The sequence below is a fragment of the Pyrococcus yayanosii CH1 genome, from assembly GCF_000215995.1.
Lineage (GTDB): Archaea > Methanobacteriota_B > Thermococci > Thermococcales > Thermococcaceae > Pyrococcus > Pyrococcus yayanosii.
In genome coordinates this window covers 623,498-640,292 of sequence record NC_015680.1, presented here as the reverse complement: position 1 = coordinate 640,292, position 16,795 = coordinate 623,498, and the positions used below count along the sequence as shown (strand labels likewise).

Here is a 16,795-nt window from a genome sequence, read left to right as displayed (position 1 = left end):
GGTGGAAGGATGAGGGTGGTAAGGAAGGAGCTCCGGTTCTCGACGAGGGGAGAAATAGACCTAATAGATATAACGGACGAGGTCGAGCGCTTCGTGGCTGAGAGTGAGATCACCAACGGCCAGGTTCTGATATTTGTTCCCGGAGCCACAGGGGCTGTGGTTGCGATAGAGCACGAGGAGGGCCTTCTTGAGGACTTTAGAAGGCTCCTGAGAGAGCTGGTGCCCAAAGAAAAGGGCTATCTGCATGGCCGGATAGACGACAACGCCCACTCTCACCTTAGAGCCACCCTCCTCGGCCCAAGCCTAGTCTTTCCCATAATAGACGGGGAGCTCGTGAGGGGAACTTGGCAACAGATATTCTTCGTGGAGCTCGACACGAGACCGAGGAAGAGGAAGGTCATACTGCAGGCTATCGGTGATTAAATGTCGAGATGCAGAAAGTCCCTCCCGACGATCCCCCTTATCCCTCTCTCCATAACCTTCCTTTCTAAGATCTCGTGCGGGTAGTTGTTGTGACTTATGTGTGCGAAAACGGCAAGTTCTGGCTTTGTCAGCTCGACGAGCCTTAAAGCATCTTCGACGCCGAGATGCGTGCCTGGAATGGATTCCCTGTGGGTCATCTCGACGACAAGCAGGTCGAGGTCTGTGAGTGATTCGAGCGTCTTCTCGTCCTTGAGGATCTCGGGTCCCGTGTCGCCCGTTATTCCTATCTTCTTTCCTCCGATCTCAATCACGAAGCCACCCGCGACGTCGCCCGGCTTATGAGGGGTTCTAAAGTGGAGGACATTAAAGTTTCCAAAGCTTTTCCACTCGCCAAAGCTTAAAGAGACATGCTCCCACCTCTTCTCCCCGACGAAGGCCTCCTGCAGCCACTTCACGACCCTGAGCGTTTCTTCATGAGAGTAAAAGGTAAGCTTCTCGAATATCTGAAGCTCCGGGACGCCGGCAATGTGGTCAAAGTGGGGGTGTGTTATTAACACCTGCTCAACTTTCTCGTTCAGGTGCTCGAGGTGGTAGTGAAGGTCCGGCGAGGGATCGACTATCGCCTTAAGCTTCCCTAGGTAGAGAGAAAATCTAGTCCTTCTATAGATGGGAAACCTCCTAGCTCTAGTGCAGTTCTCACAGCCACAAAAGGGTTTTGGCGTTCCGCTGTAGGATCCGGAGCCAAGGAGAATGATCCTCATCCCAGAACCTCCCTCCAGAGCTCGTGGACGTGAACCACAACCCACCATACCTTAAGAACTCCCCTCTTCTCCCTGTAATCTGGGTGAAGCTTTGCCACGGCTGACCAGAACTCTCCGTCATGCCTGGGGCTTATCAGGTGCGCTACCTCGTGGGTAACGAGGTAGTGAAGGAGGTCAAAGGGAAGGGCCGCGGCCGCAAGGTTTATCGCCACGTTTCCCCTCCCCGAGCAGCTGCCCCACCTCGTCCTCATGACCCTGATGAAGACCTTCCTTGGTCTCACGCCGAGAACCCCTGAGACATCCTCAACGATTTCCCCTATCCTCTCCTTAAGGGAGTTCCTTATGAAATTCTCAAGGGCCCTCAATGAGGAATAGCAGAGACTCTCGCCCTCCACTCCCGTTCTCTCACATCTTACTGGTTTGTAGAAGCGGCCAAAGAGGGGGAAGCCCTGAGAGGCTAGCCTCTTCCCTTCTTCCACTACTGCAAGCTGCCTCCGTATCCACCGAGCCTTCCTCTTTAAAATCTCATCAACGCCTTCGACTGGCGAGACCACCGTGAGACTACCATTCGGGTTAACCCTGATGGTAACGTAGCGGGTCGGCCTCAAGACAACTTCATATTCAACCTCCACGTCACCGATCCTGAGCCTCAATCCCCTCCCCTGCCGCTGGGATTATCTCATAGGAATACGTGACCTCGGCGCCGCTAAGCTTAAGGTGGGCTGATGCGGAGCAGTATTTGTCCTGACTGAGCTCTATTGCTCTCCTTGCCTTATCCTCATCCACGTTCCCGTATATCCTGTAATGAATGTGAATCCTCTTGTATATCCGCGGGTGCTCCTCCCTGCGCTCTCCCTTAATATCAACTTCCAAGCCCTCTATTGGCTGCCGCATTTTCTTGAGGATCATCACCACGTCGTAGGCGGTGCATCCAGCGACGCTAAGGAGGAGGAGCTTCATGGGGCTAATGCCGCCTTCTCCAAGGATTACCGAGCACTTATCATCCTCTATCCTCCCGATGAACTGCTCCCCTTCGACCCACCTAACGCGCCCCCTGACTTCCGTCATGTTCTCACCCCTCAAGAGAACGCAACCGATTTTAAGGCATTTTCGTAGGGAGTAGCATGTACATCCGGCCCTTTGACCCTTGGAGGTCAAGGCTCTGCACGTGCCCCTTTAAGTACACCCTCAATCCCTACACGGGTTGCGACCACGCCTGCGTTTACTGCTACATAACGGGCTACATTCCAAAGGCATTCCGCGTTAGGGTAAAAGAGGATCTCCTGCCCAAGCTTGAGAAGGAGCTTAGGAGGTTCGACAAGCGCCATATCATAGCACTTTCCTACTCCTCCGACCCCTATCCGACGATTGAGAGGGAGCTCGGCATAACCCGGAAGGTGCTCGAACTCTTCAGGCGTTACGACATTCGTTGCCTGCTTCTCACGAAGTCGGACATGTTCGAGCGAGACCTTGACATACTGAGGGAATTGCGCTGTGCCATTGGGATAACGGTGACGACTGCGGATGAGAGAAAGGCGAAGCTCCTAGAGCCAAACGCGCCGCCGCCAAAAGCAAGGATAAGGGCTCTGAAGAAGGCCTGGAGGGAGGGCATCCCTGTATACGCGCGTATAGACCCCGTGATCCCCTTCTACACCTGGGAGGACTTCGACAAGACTCTCGATGCCTTGAGCTTCGTTAGGCACATTACAGTCTCGACTCTCAAGCTAAGGCCCGACATAAGGGCGAGGATGCGGGCCAAGTTTCCAGAGCTCATGGAAAAGTTAGAAACTCTATACACGGAGAGGCATGAGGGCTACCTCTACATCCGAAGGGACATGAGATTTAAGATACTTGAAGAGGCAAGGAGGAAGATAGAGGCAAAGGGCATTACCTTCGGCTCGTGTCGTGAGGGTTACTATTCGTGGCCGACCTGCGACGGTTCACATCTTGTTCCATAACCTTTGCGCCCGTCTCATCTAAGTTTAACCATGAGTGACTTAACATCTTCGTCTTCAATAATCTCATCAACCTGAGCAATAATACGCTCCTTCTGCGCTAGTATTCTTGCTGGCCAGGGCTTGATCTTACTTGTTATCACCTCGACGCCGTCTAGGGATACCTTGATGTTCTTAAGGGTATATCTCAGGAAGCCCATGTACTTTTCGGCCAGCCCTCTTAGGGTTTTTTCGATACCCTCGAACTCTTTTAATGGCACCAGCACAACCCTAAGGCCAAGCCTTTTGCCATCCTCATAAACCGAGACGACGAGGGTCTCAAACTTTATCCCCCTTTCCCTGAGGCCTATTGCTATTCCCTGGGCGTATCTCCTAAAGGCGCTCTCGAACTCGGGAGGAGCGTCCACGACAACGTTTCCCAACTTATCAACTTCTTTCTTCAACGGTACTATCCTGATATCCTCAGTCCTGATGTAGGGAACAACTCCGATGGGGTAAAGCTCCCTCTTAAGAGCTTCCCTGAACCTATCTACCAAGGGGTAAACTATCTTCTCAAGCTGAGACCTCATCAACCCGCTCTCCTCAACATTGACCTTTATCTCCATGACCACATGAAGAATAAGCCTCCCACCTATGGCAAGCTCCCTCGCCCCAACTTCAACCTCCTCAACCTTTATCCCAAGGGATGAGAGGCCATCAACAATGATGTTAGAGTGAGCGTTGATGAGCGGGAAGTATCTCTCGGGGCCAGAATACCTAACCTCCATGTCTCTCACCTCACCTCCCCATTTTGTTTGGAAAATATTTAAGTCTTTTTATAGAATTCATACAATAACCAGAAACTTAGCCATGTAATTGGAAACTATTCAAGAGAGTTTGTTTGTTTGTTGGAAAATTTACAACAAGAATTGGGAAATTTACAAAGTCAGGCAACCTCAACTTGTTCGTAGGGAGTAATACCCCTCCTATGCCTCATCAGGATGTCGTACATCGCCTCCTTCAGGTCGGGGGACATATTGTCGTCGAGGAGCATGTCTCCGGGACCTGCATACTTAACTTTCTTTGCCTCTCTTATCAGGGCATTGACGTCGGGTATTAGCTGAGCTATCAACGTCCGAACGACCATTGGGTAGGCCTCTTCCTCAACTTCGTCATCTGCTTCGATTCCTAGATAGACCATGTAACCTCCCATCTGGATGGCTAAGATGAACTCCTGTTCTGTGACCTCGAAAAAGGAAAAGTTGTAGTTATCGGAGGGTATCTTTACCAGGAGCACTCCCTTCACTGAGAGAGTAACGACTTCTCCATCTATTTCAAAGACAAGGTCCCTCGCGAGCTCTCTTGCCAGAGCGTAGAGCTTCATGAGGCTCATCCTACCACCTCCACTATCTCCCCGCCGCCCGGCGGCAGGATAGCCATCAAATCTTCTTCAGGAACCTTATAGCCCCAACCCTCGAGTATCTTCTTTATTCTCTTCACGAGCTCGCTCTTCTTGAGGTCGCCGGGTCTTATGACCACGTATCTGTTAGTGTGGGCCTTCACGGCATCCACGGGGCCGCACATGACAAGCTCATCACCCTCGTACTTGACTACCCCCACGGCGAGCTTCAGGGGAATGCCGTGGAACCAGTTCCTCTTTCCGTACACCATGAAAGCTCCCTTTGGCAGGTATTCTCCGGCCGGGCTCTTTTTGCTAACCTGCTCGGGATAAACCCAGTAGGCGTCCGCGCTGTAGAGCCCTTGACCCCACGCCCTGCTCATGGAGACGGCGAACTGACACGCCTCGAATATCGTTCTCTCCCCGGCCTTCCTCCCGTCCTTGATAACTACGTGGGGGGCGCCGTAAACGTCGGCGTGGCAGTAAATATCGTTTTCCTCCATGTGTCTCTTCACGACCATCTCGTTTGTGGTAGCGTCCTTGCCCCCGATGACGAGGAACCCCTCGCTGCTGATGAACCACCTGAACTTCTCGAACCACTTCTTCTTTCTCCTCTCGAGCTTCTTCACACCGACCTTCTTTCCTTCCTCTTCTATAAGCCGCTCTAGCTCCTCAATCTTAATCTTCGTCTCTTCGTAGGCCTTCCTAGCACCCTCCAGTTTGGCCTTCGCTCTCTTGGCCCGCTCGTAGTAGAGCTCCGCGTTCTCCCCCAAACTCCTGTTAAGGTACAGCTTTATGGCCTTTCCATCTATCTCAACCGTTACGGCGTTCTCCGAGGGATGAATTCCCTTAATAACCTCGGCGGCCTTGTTCCCTGTCTTTTTTCCCTCTTCAACGCGCCTCTCGAGCTCTTCCCATCCCAGCTTCTTGACGGCGGCCCTGAGCTCTTCCAGCAACCTCTCCACAAGGGAATAGTTTGCATATATAAGATCACCTAATTCTTGGTTCTTTTTAGCCTCCTCCTCGAAGGCCATCATCTGCTCGCGGATCCTTTCGAGGGATATTTCGAGCGCCTTCCTCTTTTCCTCAAGCTTCCTTGTCTTTTCGGCCTTAGCCTTCTCCACCGTTAGTTTGCCGAAGTATTCATCAAGAGCTTCGCTGAAAGTTTCGAAGTATTTCCGCTCGTATCCATCGTACCATTTGAGTTCTATTGGAACTACGTCAACCATTTGCCCATCCTTGTAAACGATGCTGGGTCTTTTAGGGGCGGAAAAGAGGCCCTTCATCGTCTCAAAGATCTTTCTGAGCTCGTCCTCGGTTAGCTCCCTCGCCTTTCTTCCCTTTTCGATACCAGCTCTCAGAAGAATTTCCTCGGCGTAGAGGCCGCCAATGCTGAACTTTCTCGCCAACACCCTTACGATCTCGGAATCATCGGAAGCTACAAGTTCCCTAAACCTCTCCCAAGAGACCTCAAGCGGGCTCTCTCTGCTCGGTGGAAACTTGTACTCCACCTTCGGCTTTATTGCCCTATCCCTAAACTCCTCATAGCGGAGGGCCGCTATTATGAGACCATCTGGCCCCACGAGCACGAGGTTGCCCTTGCCGAAGAGCTCCACTACGAGCGTGTAGTCTCTAAAGCTCAACTTCACTATCCTATCAAAGTCGTGCTGCTCTATTCCGCTCAGAAAAGCCCCTCCGAGGTGTTTCCTGAGAAGCATGGCAAAGGAAGTTGGAGTGGGAATCTCCTTTATGTATGTGGTCAGATGAATCCTTTTGCCCGCCTCAATTATCAAATCCTTCCTGCCCTCACCCGCCTTATGGAATTTTATTCTTATCTCGTTACCCTCATGATAAACCTTGTCGACCCTTGCGCCCACTAGCTCCCTAAGCTCCTTCACGATGTACCTGATGTCCACGCTCGTCATGGCTTCCTTCATATTTCCACCCCCGCCCTCTGGGATTCAATCCTTAAATAACTTTTAAGTCCTAATCCACAAATCCTGCTGGGGGAGATCACGGCGCATTTTGTTTCATGCTGGTAAATCATTTTTTGGAAAACAAAGGCTTGATAAACCCGAAATAGTTAAATACTCCCGGTAGAAATCTCGTCACAGGTGTTGCCGTAATGAAAGGATACTTCACCTTTGTTCTACATACACACATACCTTACGTCAGGAAGCACGGCAAATGGCCCTTCGGTGAAGAATGGCTTTACGAGGCGATCGCCGAGAGCTACCTCCCGCTCCTTATGGAGCTGGAGAGGCTCAAGGAAAAGGGAATTAAATTCAGGCTTGTCATTGGGATTACTCCGATTCTCATGGAGCAGTTAGCCGACGGAGACATAAAGGCAGGCTTCGAGGAGTACATGGAGAGGAAGCTGAAGAAGATGAGAGAAGATCTTGAGAAATTTAATGACTTCAAGCTCAAGAGGGCAATCAGATTCATGATCGGCTACTTTGAGGATGTTTACGACTACTGGAAGAAGATTGAGGGAGACGTAATCGGAAAACTCAGGAAGCTTCAAGACGAGGGCTACGTCGAGGTCATAGCATCTACAGCGACCCATGGCTATCTGCCTCTGCTGGAAAGGGATGAGGCCATAGAGGCCCAGATAGTAAATGGGATAGCGACTTATGAGAAACACTTTGGGAAAAGGCCGAAGGGGATATGGCTTCCTGAGTGCGCCTACAGGCCAGCCGGCTTCTGGAGGAGTCCAAGCACGGGGGAGGTAGTCTGGAGGAAGGGTCTCGAGGAGTTCCTTAAAAAGCATGGGATAGAGTTCTTCTTCGTCGAGAGCCACCTCATAGATGAAGGACCTGCGACTCAGCAATATGGGGTCATTCTGCCTGCAAAGAGCAGAAAATCGACTCTTAGACCATACTTTCTCAAGAACGGTATCGCGGTCTTTGCAAGGAACAGGGAAACAAGCATGCAGGTGTGGAGTGGTGATATAGGATACCCGGGAGACTTCTGGTATAGAGAATTCCACAAAAAGGCCGAGGGAAGCGGTGGGCAGTACTGGAGGGTCACCGGGAAGCACATTGACCTTGCCCATAAGGAGCCCTACGAACCAGAGAAAGCCCTGGAGAAAGTTGAGGAGCACGCGAGGCACTTCGTATCACTCGTTAAGTCTCTGCTGGAGGAGTTTGAGAGGGAGACCGGTGAGAAAGGCATCGTTGTGGCTCCCTATGATACGGAGCTCTTCGGCCACTGGTGGTTCGAGGGGGTTAAGTGGCTCGGCCGTGTCTTAGAGCTGATGGCTGATGAAGGCATAGCCACGACGACCATAAGCGAGTTTCTCAACGACTACAGAGGGCTGAGATACGAGATCGAACTTCCGGAGGGCTCGTGGGGAATGTTCGGCAACCACTACACTTGGTGGAACCCCAAGGTTGAGTGGACTTGGTCTCACATCCATCTGGCTGAGAGGAGGATGGTGTACCTCGCCAGCAAGTATCTCGGGGAGGACAGGTTCGGGGACAGGGTTCTCGAACAGCTTGGCAGGGAGTTATTGCTTATGGAAAGCAGTGACTGGCAGTTCCTTATAACAACCGGTCAGGCCAAGGAATACGGTGAGAGAAGGGTTCTCGAACACGCCCACTATTTCCACCGCATCGCCAACGCCCTAGAGGAGTACTTCGAAACCGGGGACTTTAGGGAAATGGAACTCTTAGAGGAGCTCGAGAAAATGGACAATCCCTTCCATCCCATAATCTTGGAGCCCTACGTCAGTGAGGAGCCACCCGAAGTCCCCACTTACGTGGAGCCTCCAGAAGTCCCAACTGGCGGTGAGGAGGCTGAGGTTGGTAAAAATGTTTGAAAAGCTCAGGAAGAACCCTTAAGGATTTCCACAACCTTTTTTGCAACCTCCACTCCAGCCCTCTCCTGAGCCTCAACCGTCGATGCTCCAATGTGAGGCGTCAGGACGACGTTATCGAGCTTAGTGAGCGGGTGGTTCTCAGGCAGGGGTTCCTCTTCGAAGACGTCTAAACCAGCGCCGGCAATCCAACCTTCCTTGAGGGCCTTGACAAGGGCGTTGGTGTCAACTACGGCTCCTCTGGCGGCGTTGATTAATATGGCGGTCGGTTTCATGAGCTTCAGTCTTTCCTCGTTTATGAGGTGGTACGTGTCCTTAAGGAGGGGCACGTGGAGCGTGACGATGTCACTTTCCCTGAGGAGTGTCTCGAGGTCAACGAACTTCCCATCAACTTCCTTCGCCTTCTCCTCGTTCTGATAAACGTCATATAAGAGCACCTTCATGCCGAGGGCCTTTGCTATCTTTGCAACTTGATAGCCTATCCTACCGAAGCCGACAATTCCAATCGTTTTGCCCTCAAGCTCGAAACCCATGGCCTGCTTCTTGGCCCAGACGCCCTCGCGCATCTTCCTGTCTGCGAAGGCTATCTTCCTGGCAACGGCGAACATCAGGCCAATAGCTAATTCGGCAACGCTCCTGCTGGAAGCTGTGGGAGCGTTCACAACCTGTATTCCCCTCTCCTTGGCCGCCTCGAGATCGATGTTGTCAAGCCCGACGCCAGCCCTAGCAATGACCTTCAGCTTTGGGGCGGCCTCAATGACCCTCCTCGTTACCTTTGGCTTGCTCCTGACGATTATAGCCTCGACATCCTTCACGAGCTCGACGAGCCTGCCCTCCTCCGGGTACTCCTCATAGATTACTTCGAGGCCGGCATCCTTCAGAACCTGAAGGGCCTTCTCATGGAGAGGCGCGGCGACCAACACCTTCATAGTATCACCTCCTTTTTATAGCCATCAGCATAACCTGGTCGGAAGCATCTTCCGCCCTGTCGGCAACGTCGCCGATCTTCGTAATGACCTGATTCCAAATAAGCTTTGCGTAGGTGCTTAGGGTGGAGGACTCAAATATCTTTCTCAGCAGGTCGTACTCTACCTTATCTGCCTTTTCTTCTTGCTCCTCCGTCTTCTTAGAGAGCCTCAGGGCATCGTCAACGTCCCTGTTAAGAGACAGAACGGCCTCCTTCAAATAGTCAAACGTTTTCAGCGATTCCTCCACGAGCTCCCAGATTTCCATCTTCAGATCAGCTGGAACATCTGGCTTGGCGAATATCAGAACGTGAGCCGCGCTCTCGGCGGCATCCGCCACGTTGTCTATTAGTTCGCTCAGCCTCGCATAGTCGCCCCTGTTGGCGGGAATGAAGGCACCTCCATAGAGCATTAACTCTACCTCCCTTCTAAGCTCATCAGCCTGGCTCTCCTTCCCCTCCACGGCTTTCACAAGTTTCTCGGCACTCTCCACGTCCCCGTCGAGGTAAGCCCTAATGAGCTCTTTGAGAGCTCCCAGCGTCTCCCCGACGACCTCTACGTGCTCCTCAATCTTCTCGAAAACCTCATCCTCCTTTCCTCCCAGTATCGGCATTTTTCCCACCCGCCGCAAGAGCTTCCTTCCCCCTTATCAGGGCCCATAGAAGTTCGTTCATCGGAGCCTCCAGCCCGACGGCCCCCGCGTACTCGACTATTTTACCATTTATGTAATCAACCTCCGTCCTCTTTCCCCTCCATATGTCTTGGAGCATGGAGTTGTAGTTTTCCCTTGTCCTCTCAAGGGTCTGGAAGAGAAGCTCCATCGGGGGAACCTCGAATTCAATTCCGTTCTGGAGGGCCACCCTGCATCCTTCCTTCACGACCTCCATCACGATGGAAAGCAGACTCTCGTTTTCGAGGAGATAACCGTTTTTGACCTCTAAGAGCGCCCCTATTGGGTTTACGGCCGAGTTCACTATGGCCTTGGCCCACTTCCATCCAGCGGCGTTTTCCGTTACGAAGGCTTCCAGACCGGCCCTTCTCATCTCTTCCTTAACCTCCTCCACGAAGGGGTGTCTTCCCCTCGGGTAAAGCCCGAGCACCGTTATACCCTTTCCCGTCCATTTAACCCGTCCCGGTGCCTCCAGCATCGCCCCGTTCGTGGTTACAGCTCCGATAACGTTTTTCGTATATTTAAGAGCCTTCTCCTCATTTCCGAGCCCGTTCTGAATGCTCATTATCCACGTTCTCTCCCCAATGGCCTTCTTAGCGGCCTCGAGAGCCTCGGCTGTAGAGTAGGACTTCGTTGCCAATACTATAAGATCGGGCGGCTCCTCAGGAATCTCCACCGCCGCATCGATGTCAACTGTGAACTCTTCCACCCCAATGACCTTGAGACCATCCCGCTGGATTGCCTCGACGTGAGGCCTTCTACCCACCAGGAGAACGTCGTTTCCAGCCCTCGCTAGAAGGGCTCCGAACAGGGAACCTATGGCACCGGCACCGAGCACGTATATTTTCATGGCTATCCCAGATAACTTTCCCCTTGGGTCCTTTATACCCTTTGTCATGATAAAACATTAAAGGCTTAGGCATTACAAGGTATGTCGGTGAGCTTATGAGAGAAGCCATGTATTGGGAGCCCCTCGAAGGGGGCAGGGTGAGGTGTAGGTTGTGTCCCCTCAACTGCATCATAGACGATGGCCAGAGGGGGTCGTGCAAGATTAGGAAGAACATTGGCGGAAAGTTGTACACCCTAAACTACGGAAAGGTTTCCTCAGTAGCTCTCGATCCCGTTGAGAAGAAACCCCTATTCCACTTCTGGCCTGGTTCTTGCGCCTTTTCTATAGGGACTGTTGGATGCAATATGCATTGCAAGCACTGCCAGAACTGGGAGATAAGTCAGGGCGAGGAGAGGTTTCCATACTTGGAGGATGCTACGCCCGAGGGATTAGTTGCAATGGCAAAGCACTACGGTTGTGAGAACATCGCTTACACTTACAACGAGCCCACGATATGGTACGAATTCGTCCTCGAAACGGCGAGGCTGGCAAAGAGGGAGGGTCTCAACAACATCCTCGTGACGAACGGTTACATCAACGAGGAACCCTTCAGGGAACTCGCCCCATATATAGATGCCATGAACATAGACATAAAGGCTTTCGATGACCGCTTCTACATGAGGATAGCGAGCGTTCTGGGCGGTGAGCCAAGCAGAAGGACGGCTGTTATAGCGAAGAAGGAGTTTGGCATCCACGTCGAGCTGACTTACCTTATAATCCCGACGCTTAATGACGAGGAGGGGGAAATAAGAGCATTCGCCCGCTGGGTAGTTGAGAACCTCGGCGACGATACCCCCGTTCACTTCTCCCGCTTCTATCCCCACTACAAGCTCCTTCATTTATCGCCCACACCTCTCGAAACGCTGGAAAAAGCTTATAAGATAGCCAAGGAAGAGGGATTGAAGTTCGTATACCTCGGCAACGTACCTGGGCACGATGGAGAGAACACCTACTGCCCGAGGTGCGGCCGAATAGTCATCGGACGTTGGGGCTTTGCCATAACTGAGTATCACGTAAAGGATGGGAAGTGCCAATACTGTGGGGAACCCATACCGATAGTGGGAAGGTACCTTGGAAAGTCGTACAGGGGAATGTGGTGGTAGTATGCTGGCCTTGAGGGTTATATTTTATATTGAAGCCATAGGAAACGATAAGAAAGCCGTAGAAACTTCTATATCAGAGATCGAGAAGAAGCTCAAGGATGAGAAGATTACCCTCCACAGGCTGGAGAAAGGGGACGTGATCGAAGTCGAGGAGGGGCCCCTGAAGTACTCGGCCATGCTGGAAGTAGAGCTCGAGGGAGAGTTTGGAAAGGTTGTGGAGCTAATCATGAAGTACGGCCCTACTTTAGTAGAGCTTGTTGACATCAAGGGGACCGAGATCAATGCTAAGGAACTCATGGAGACCCTTGGGAAGGTGTCGTACTTTATGGGCAAACTCATGAAGGAGTTCGGAGGTCTCGCCGTTTATCCTTCCTTGGAGGGGATTCCCGAGCCCAGGGTTGGTTATTCTGAAGATGAAATAGAGGAGATGATACTCGACGAGGGGATGGTTCGGTATCAGTTCGTCATAAAGGTGTACGGAAACGACTACAAGGAGCTTGAATCCAACATAAAAAAGGCCCTCTCCCTGGAGGGTTGCAGGATAAACAAGTTTGTTCTCCAGCCTCAAGGGGAGTTTGAGGTTAACGGAAAGAAGAGGGTTGAAGCCCTCGTTGCTGCCGAGCTGCTCTCCACTTTCGAGACGCTCTTTGTTCTGACGGCAAAATATGCTCCGATCGGCATCGCCATCGTCGAGCCTCAGATAGTGGAACCTTCTCCCTCTGAGATTCAAAACGCCCTTTCGGACCTCGCAGCCCTCATCAACGAGCTCGTTCATAGGCCACTGGCCAACCTTCAGTTTGGAGAGTGATATTATCGGCAAATACCGAAGAGCCTGTAGACACAAGGGGAAGCCCCTCTTTTCTTTTACGGCAATAAGCGAGCTCTTTTAATCGTAAGAAAGGGTCTGGAACCGAAAAGTATTTATACCCCCGCGGCCAGGAAGATAGTGAACTAACACTAGGGATACTCCACAACGTAGGGAGGTGTTGGAGAATGAAAGTGAAGAAGATCGCGGCACTCGCCGTGGGTGCCGCGATGGTTGGAGCGACCCTCGGAGCTGTAAGTGCCCAGCCCGAAATTGGCCAGCTCCCAGCGAAGGACTTCTTCGTTAAGGACGGTAAGCCAAACGTGAAGATCGTCGTTGGTAGTGGCGCCGCAGCCGAGGATGTTGTGGCAGCCGCAGACATAGCCCTCGCCATCGGTAGCCTGCTCTACACTGAGGAGGAGGTTAAGGCCAGCGCCACCGCCGTCTTCACTGAGATCCTTCCGAAGACCCTTGAGACCGTGCCTGTCTACAGCTTCGCCGGAAACTTCACAACTGAGACCGCCGCCGCTAATGCCCTTCCGAACTACTGGTGGAACGGCGCCGATTACGCCGGGACACTTGATGACTGGAGGAACTGGTGGAACACCTACGATGTAAAGCTTGACATAGGCCTCAGGGAGAAGATACTCAACGAGGGAGACAACCCAAGCTCCGACTGGTCTGACAAGCTTGATGACGTCAACCCCAACGCCTACGTCAGTGTCATCATTGACAAGATTGACATAAACCTTGGCCCAGACGAGAACGAACCTGAGTGGCCAGACGGCGATGAGACCATAACCGTCCCAGCAGGAGCCTTCCAGTACATAGTTGACTACTGGCAGTGGTCCTCCACCACAGTGGTGACGGTTAACATACCAGACTGCTGTGGCCTTGGTGGCGACTATCAGGAGGTCACCTACTACACGCTTACCGACCCAGGTATCGAGCCCGGAGACTCCTTCACGCTGCTCGGCCACAAGTACCACGTCGTCTGTGTCTACGGCACCTACACGCCCGGAACGCCCAACCTCGCCAGCATCTGTCCGACCTGTGAGGCCACCAAGGCTGGCGACTACGTCCTCCTGCTCGCTGACCAGACCATCGAGGGCGAAGAGGGCTGGGTCCAGGTCGGAGACAGCCTCACAATCGGGCCCTACAAGATAACCGTCGTTGACATATCGCCGACGGGAGACAAGGTCCTCCTCAACGTCGAGGACACCACTGGACAGAGGCCCGCCAGGCAGGTTACCGTTGCCCTCGAGAGTACCGAGATACCACAGGGTGTCAGCGTCTGGGGTGACTACGACGGTGATGGTGCTGACGACCTCGTCGTTGCCCTGGCAGACTCCTTCATAGGCCTCAACACCGAACCCAAGGTCAGGCTTGTCGCATACACCAACCTCAAGGCCGTCAACGAGGGAGATGCCTGGCCGACCGCGGACTGGACCGTCCACTTCATGGGTCTCGTTGACTACAATGCCGACGGTGGCTGGATACAGGACACGGCCGCTGAGGGTCTCCTGGACACCAGCGATGACACGACAACGTATGAAACCTACTATGGTTTCGGCTGGTACACTCAGAACGTTGCAAACATAATCAACCTTCCGGGCACCGCCTATGCCAAGGCCGTCGCCAAGATCAAGCTCGTCAACGCTGACGACATCGGAGGAACAACTGACATCGAGATACCCACGCTCGACCCGATTTACAGGCTCCACTATGCCGTCGACTACTGCGGTGGTCAGTGTACCGTTGAAGGGAACGACTATTATGGCCAGTACGTCTACAACATCTACGCCGAGATCCAGATCCAGCAAATCGCCAACCCGGACATCATGAAGTTAGAGGTTGGAGACAAGCTTGACGTAAATGGTGACTATGTCCCCGACTACGAGCTCACCAGTGCCGAGGCCACCGTCACGACCTACAAGATCGTCAAGCCCAGTGAGGGAATTACCGTCCTTGACACCGACATCCAGATACCTGACGATGTGAACAGCAACCTTATAGTCGTCGGTGGTCCCGTCATTAACAAGGTCGCCGCCGCCCTCGCTGAGGCCTTTGGTGTACCCACCACCTACGACGAGTGGAAGTCCAAGTACGGCACCGGCAAGGAGGCCTACGTCCTCAAGGTCGCCCAGATACCCGGCACTGACTATGAGGCCCTCCTCGTTGCAGGTACCGACAGGGAGGGTACGATGGAGGCCGCCAAGTACCTCCTCGAGTACCTTGCCAACCTCAGCTGATTTCTCTTCCCTTTTCATTAATTCCACTCTTCTGGAGGCTCAAAAGTGAAAAAGGCGCTTGTAGTTCTCCTAGTCCTGCTACTCGCTCTGCCCCCAGCAGTTGTTTACTACGGATACTCGAGATTTCCTGCGGTTCTTTCACCGACGGATGGGCCTCAAGCTAAGGACGTCATATACGTTCCATGCCATGGCAAGCTTATCAGGTTCGAAGTGGAGAGTTATATGGCCCACAGCTCCGGAAACTTCTTCAAGGACCTTAACTGGACGGTGCGCTTCGCTCACTATAAGGAGCCCTACAAGAGCATAACCATAATAGTGGGCTCCACAGACTTCGAGGAGTGTGCGAATGTGGATAAGGAAACGTGCCTACTCAGAACGGAGTCGGCTGGCGACATAAGCGGATGCATTGGGGCTATAGCAACCGCACCCTTCTACCTTCAGCTCGTTAAGGAGCTAGGCAACGAAACGGAGGCACGGCTAGAGGCCTCTAAGAAGGCAATGGGCATAACTCACAACACCTACTTAACTTTCATGCAAAAGGTCAAGCTGGGATTGGGGATTATAGGCAATGACAGGAATCTCGTTATAATCCTAATAGGACCAAAGGAGGGTGCCAAGGAGAACAAAATATACATTCCAAGGGATGGTGTCCTGGTCGTTGAGGCTACAGGAGAGCGGGAGCTAAACTGCGCCGTGGGGGCCCTACTGACACTCCTCAAGTGCCCCGGTTGACGTTTTTCTTTTCATGACCATCCACACAAGTATCGGGAATACAAGGGTCGCGTCTGCCCATATCTCAACGTAATCGGCTCTTGCCTTTATCTTCCCCCAGCTGACGCCTTCACTCGGCGGCGCACCGCTCAGAGAGCCGTCCCATGGGATTGCTGTCGTTATGTAGATGGCGTAATCAGTCCCACCGCGGAAGAGGTTTGCGTTTATTATCGCATGCTTCGGCAGTGAACCGCCCAGAATTATCGAGGCAGTCTCCTTGGCGGTAACCGCGAGGTTGTTGAGCTTGACGATGTCGTTGGCGATGTCGATTATTAGTTCCTTGTCCCCACGTTCCTCCTTGAAAAAGTAAAGCATATCACCGATCGAACCGTCCGTTATCGCCGGGCAGAATATCGGCACGTTCCGCTTGTAGGCCCAGTAGATTATCGAGTGCTCTTTCTCCTTCCCAAGCTTCTCATCCATGTATCTACCGAGCTCATAAATGAGCTCGCTCGCAGTGAGAGGCTTTCCTCGCTCCTTCTCAAGCTCAAGAACCCGCTCGAAGAATGGTATCATGTACTTCTCGAACTCGATGTATCGGTCGTTAGGCACGAAGATGTTGCCTATCCTGTTTATGCCCCTCCTGCGCAGGTCGGCATCGTCAACGTGCCAATCCCCCAAGATAAACGGCTTCAAGGTTTTTATAAAGTCCTCCTCGACGCCACCAGCCGTCGTTACGATGACGTCCACCTTGCCCTCCTTAACCAGCCACGCTATAAGTTCCCTGAGGCCCGATGAGACGATATTCGACGTGTAGCCAAGGAAGATCCTAACTTCCTCACCCTTTGCCCTCTTCGCCTCCACCTTCCGCCAGATCTCGACGGCCTTTCCAAGATGGGTTGCCTGGAAGCCAATCCGGTGGTAATATTCAATGACTTCCTCAAGTGTGTTCACATCGTCGAGCCAGGGGCCTTCGATGGGTGTTCCCCCTACCTCCTCGGACTCCTTGAGAACTATATCCTTCGGCTTCATGGGTGATCCTTGAGGGGCTCCCCTTAAATCCTTT

General features: G+C 52.6%; 17 protein-coding genes. 7 read left to right on the top strand and 10 right to left on the bottom strand.

From position 1 onward, the window contains the following. The first annotated feature begins 9 nt into the window (after window positions 1-9). On the top strand, window positions 10-423 hold the full coding sequence (locus tag PYCH_RS03665) for a secondary thiamine-phosphate synthase enzyme YjbQ (protein ID WP_013905491.1): 414 nt from the start codon (window positions 10-12) through the stop codon (window positions 421-423). Here the strand turns inward: PYCH_RS03665 and PYCH_RS03660 are convergent. From PYCH_RS03660 to PYCH_RS03650, 3 genes are read right to left on the bottom strand one after another with little or no spacing between them, the layout of a single operon-like run. Next, window positions 420-1,184 (bottom strand): MBL fold metallo-hydrolase, encoded by a 765-nt coding sequence (locus PYCH_RS03660; RefSeq protein ID WP_013905490.1) that lies wholly within the window; start codon window positions 1,182-1,184, stop codon window positions 420-422. The genes PYCH_RS03665 and PYCH_RS03660 overlap by 4 nt on opposite strands. After that, a complete protein-coding gene (locus PYCH_RS03655) occupies window positions 1,181-1,837 on the bottom strand; it encodes a M48 family metallopeptidase (protein ID WP_013905489.1) in 657 nt (218 codons plus the stop codon). The genes PYCH_RS03660 and PYCH_RS03655 overlap by 4 nt, the downstream gene beginning before the upstream one ends. After that, a complete protein-coding gene (locus PYCH_RS03650; protein ID WP_013905488.1) occupies window positions 1,818-2,252 on the bottom strand; it encodes an OsmC family protein in 435 nt (144 codons plus the stop codon). The genes PYCH_RS03655 and PYCH_RS03650 overlap by 20 nt, the downstream gene beginning before the upstream one ends. A gap of 56 nt (window positions 2,253-2,308) precedes the next feature. On the opposite strand from PYCH_RS03650, the gene PYCH_RS03645 reads away from it, so the two are divergent. Further along, window positions 2,309-3,142 carry an SPL family radical SAM protein gene (locus PYCH_RS03645; protein ID WP_013905487.1) on the top strand — a complete coding sequence of 278 codons (834 nt, stop codon included), beginning with the start codon at window positions 2,309-2,311 and terminating at the stop codon, window positions 3,140-3,142. 14 nt (window positions 3,143-3,156) lie between these two features. On the opposite strand, the gene PYCH_RS03640 is transcribed toward PYCH_RS03645, so the two are convergent. The 3 genes from PYCH_RS03640 to rqcH all read right to left on the bottom strand — a co-directional run bounded on the left by PYCH_RS03640 (window position 3,157) and on the right by rqcH (window position 6,454). Then, entirely contained in the window at window positions 3,157-3,915 is a 759-nt protein-coding gene (locus PYCH_RS03640) for a hypothetical protein (RefSeq protein WP_148236190.1), read from the bottom strand. Window positions 3,916-4,064: 149 nt separating this feature from the next. Continuing rightward, window positions 4,065-4,511, bottom strand: coding sequence for a hypothetical protein (locus tag PYCH_RS03635; protein WP_013905485.1), 447 nt, complete (start codon window positions 4,509-4,511; stop codon window positions 4,065-4,067). Beyond that, a complete protein-coding gene (gene rqcH, locus PYCH_RS03630; protein WP_013905484.1) occupies window positions 4,508-6,454 on the bottom strand; it encodes a ribosome rescue protein RqcH in 1,947 nt (648 codons plus the stop codon). Before rqcH ends, PYCH_RS03635 begins: the two co-directional genes overlap by 4 nt. Before the next feature lie 188 nt (window positions 6,455-6,642). On the opposite strand from rqcH, the gene PYCH_RS03625 reads away from it, so the two are divergent. After that, window positions 6,643-8,337, top strand: coding sequence for a 1,4-alpha-glucan branching protein (locus PYCH_RS03625; protein ID WP_013905483.1), 1,695 nt, complete (start codon window positions 6,643-6,645; stop codon window positions 8,335-8,337). Window positions 8,338-8,342: 5 nt separating this feature from the next. On the opposite strand, the gene PYCH_RS03620 is transcribed toward PYCH_RS03625, so the two are convergent. Genes PYCH_RS03620 through PYCH_RS03610 form a run of 3 tightly spaced genes read right to left on the bottom strand, consistent with a single transcriptional unit; the run spans window position 8,343 to window position 10,819 of the window. Continuing rightward, window positions 8,343-9,263: a D-2-hydroxyacid dehydrogenase gene (locus tag PYCH_RS03620; protein ID WP_048058190.1), complete on the bottom strand. Its 921-nt coding sequence runs from the start codon at window positions 9,261-9,263 to the stop codon at window positions 8,343-8,345. Window positions 9,264-9,267: 4 nt separating this feature from the next. Then, window positions 9,268-9,912 carry a TIGR00153 family protein gene (locus tag PYCH_RS03615; protein ID WP_013905482.1) on the bottom strand — a complete coding sequence of 215 codons (645 nt, stop codon included), beginning with the start codon at window positions 9,910-9,912 and terminating at the stop codon, window positions 9,268-9,270. Next, a complete protein-coding gene (locus tag PYCH_RS03610; protein ID WP_048058358.1) occupies window positions 9,884-10,819 on the bottom strand; it encodes a 2-dehydropantoate 2-reductase in 936 nt (311 codons plus the stop codon). Before PYCH_RS03610 ends, PYCH_RS03615 begins: the two co-directional genes overlap by 29 nt. A gap of 95 nt (window positions 10,820-10,914) precedes the next feature. Here PYCH_RS03610 and amrS point away from each other — a divergent pair, with 95 nt between their 5' ends. From amrS to PYCH_RS03590, 4 genes are all read left to right on the top strand, one after another. After that, window positions 10,915-11,961, top strand: a complete 1,047-nt coding sequence (gene amrS, locus PYCH_RS03605; RefSeq protein WP_013905480.1) for an AmmeMemoRadiSam system radical SAM enzyme — start codon at window positions 10,915-10,917, stop codon at window positions 11,959-11,961. Between the two features lies 1 nt (window position 11,962). Further along, window positions 11,963-12,769: a hypothetical protein gene (locus PYCH_RS03600; protein WP_013905479.1), complete on the top strand. Its 807-nt coding sequence runs from the start codon at window positions 11,963-11,965 to the stop codon at window positions 12,767-12,769. Between the two features lie 185 nt (window positions 12,770-12,954). Next, window positions 12,955-15,018 carry an S-layer protein gene (locus PYCH_RS10140; RefSeq protein WP_013905478.1) on the top strand — a complete coding sequence of 688 codons (2,064 nt, stop codon included), beginning with the start codon at window positions 12,955-12,957 and terminating at the stop codon, window positions 15,016-15,018. Window positions 15,019-15,063: 45 nt separating this feature from the next. Further along, window positions 15,064-15,750 carry a hypothetical protein gene (locus PYCH_RS03590; protein ID WP_013905477.1) on the top strand — a complete coding sequence of 229 codons (687 nt, stop codon included), beginning with the start codon at window positions 15,064-15,066 and terminating at the stop codon, window positions 15,748-15,750. On the opposite strand, the gene PYCH_RS03585 is transcribed toward PYCH_RS03590, so the two are convergent. Continuing rightward, a complete protein-coding gene (locus tag PYCH_RS03585; RefSeq protein ID WP_013905476.1) occupies window positions 15,721-16,761 on the bottom strand; it encodes a deoxyhypusine synthase in 1,041 nt (346 codons plus the stop codon). The two genes, PYCH_RS03590 and PYCH_RS03585, sit on opposite strands and share 30 nt — an antisense overlap. Between the last annotated feature and the right edge of the window lie 34 nt (window positions 16,762-16,795).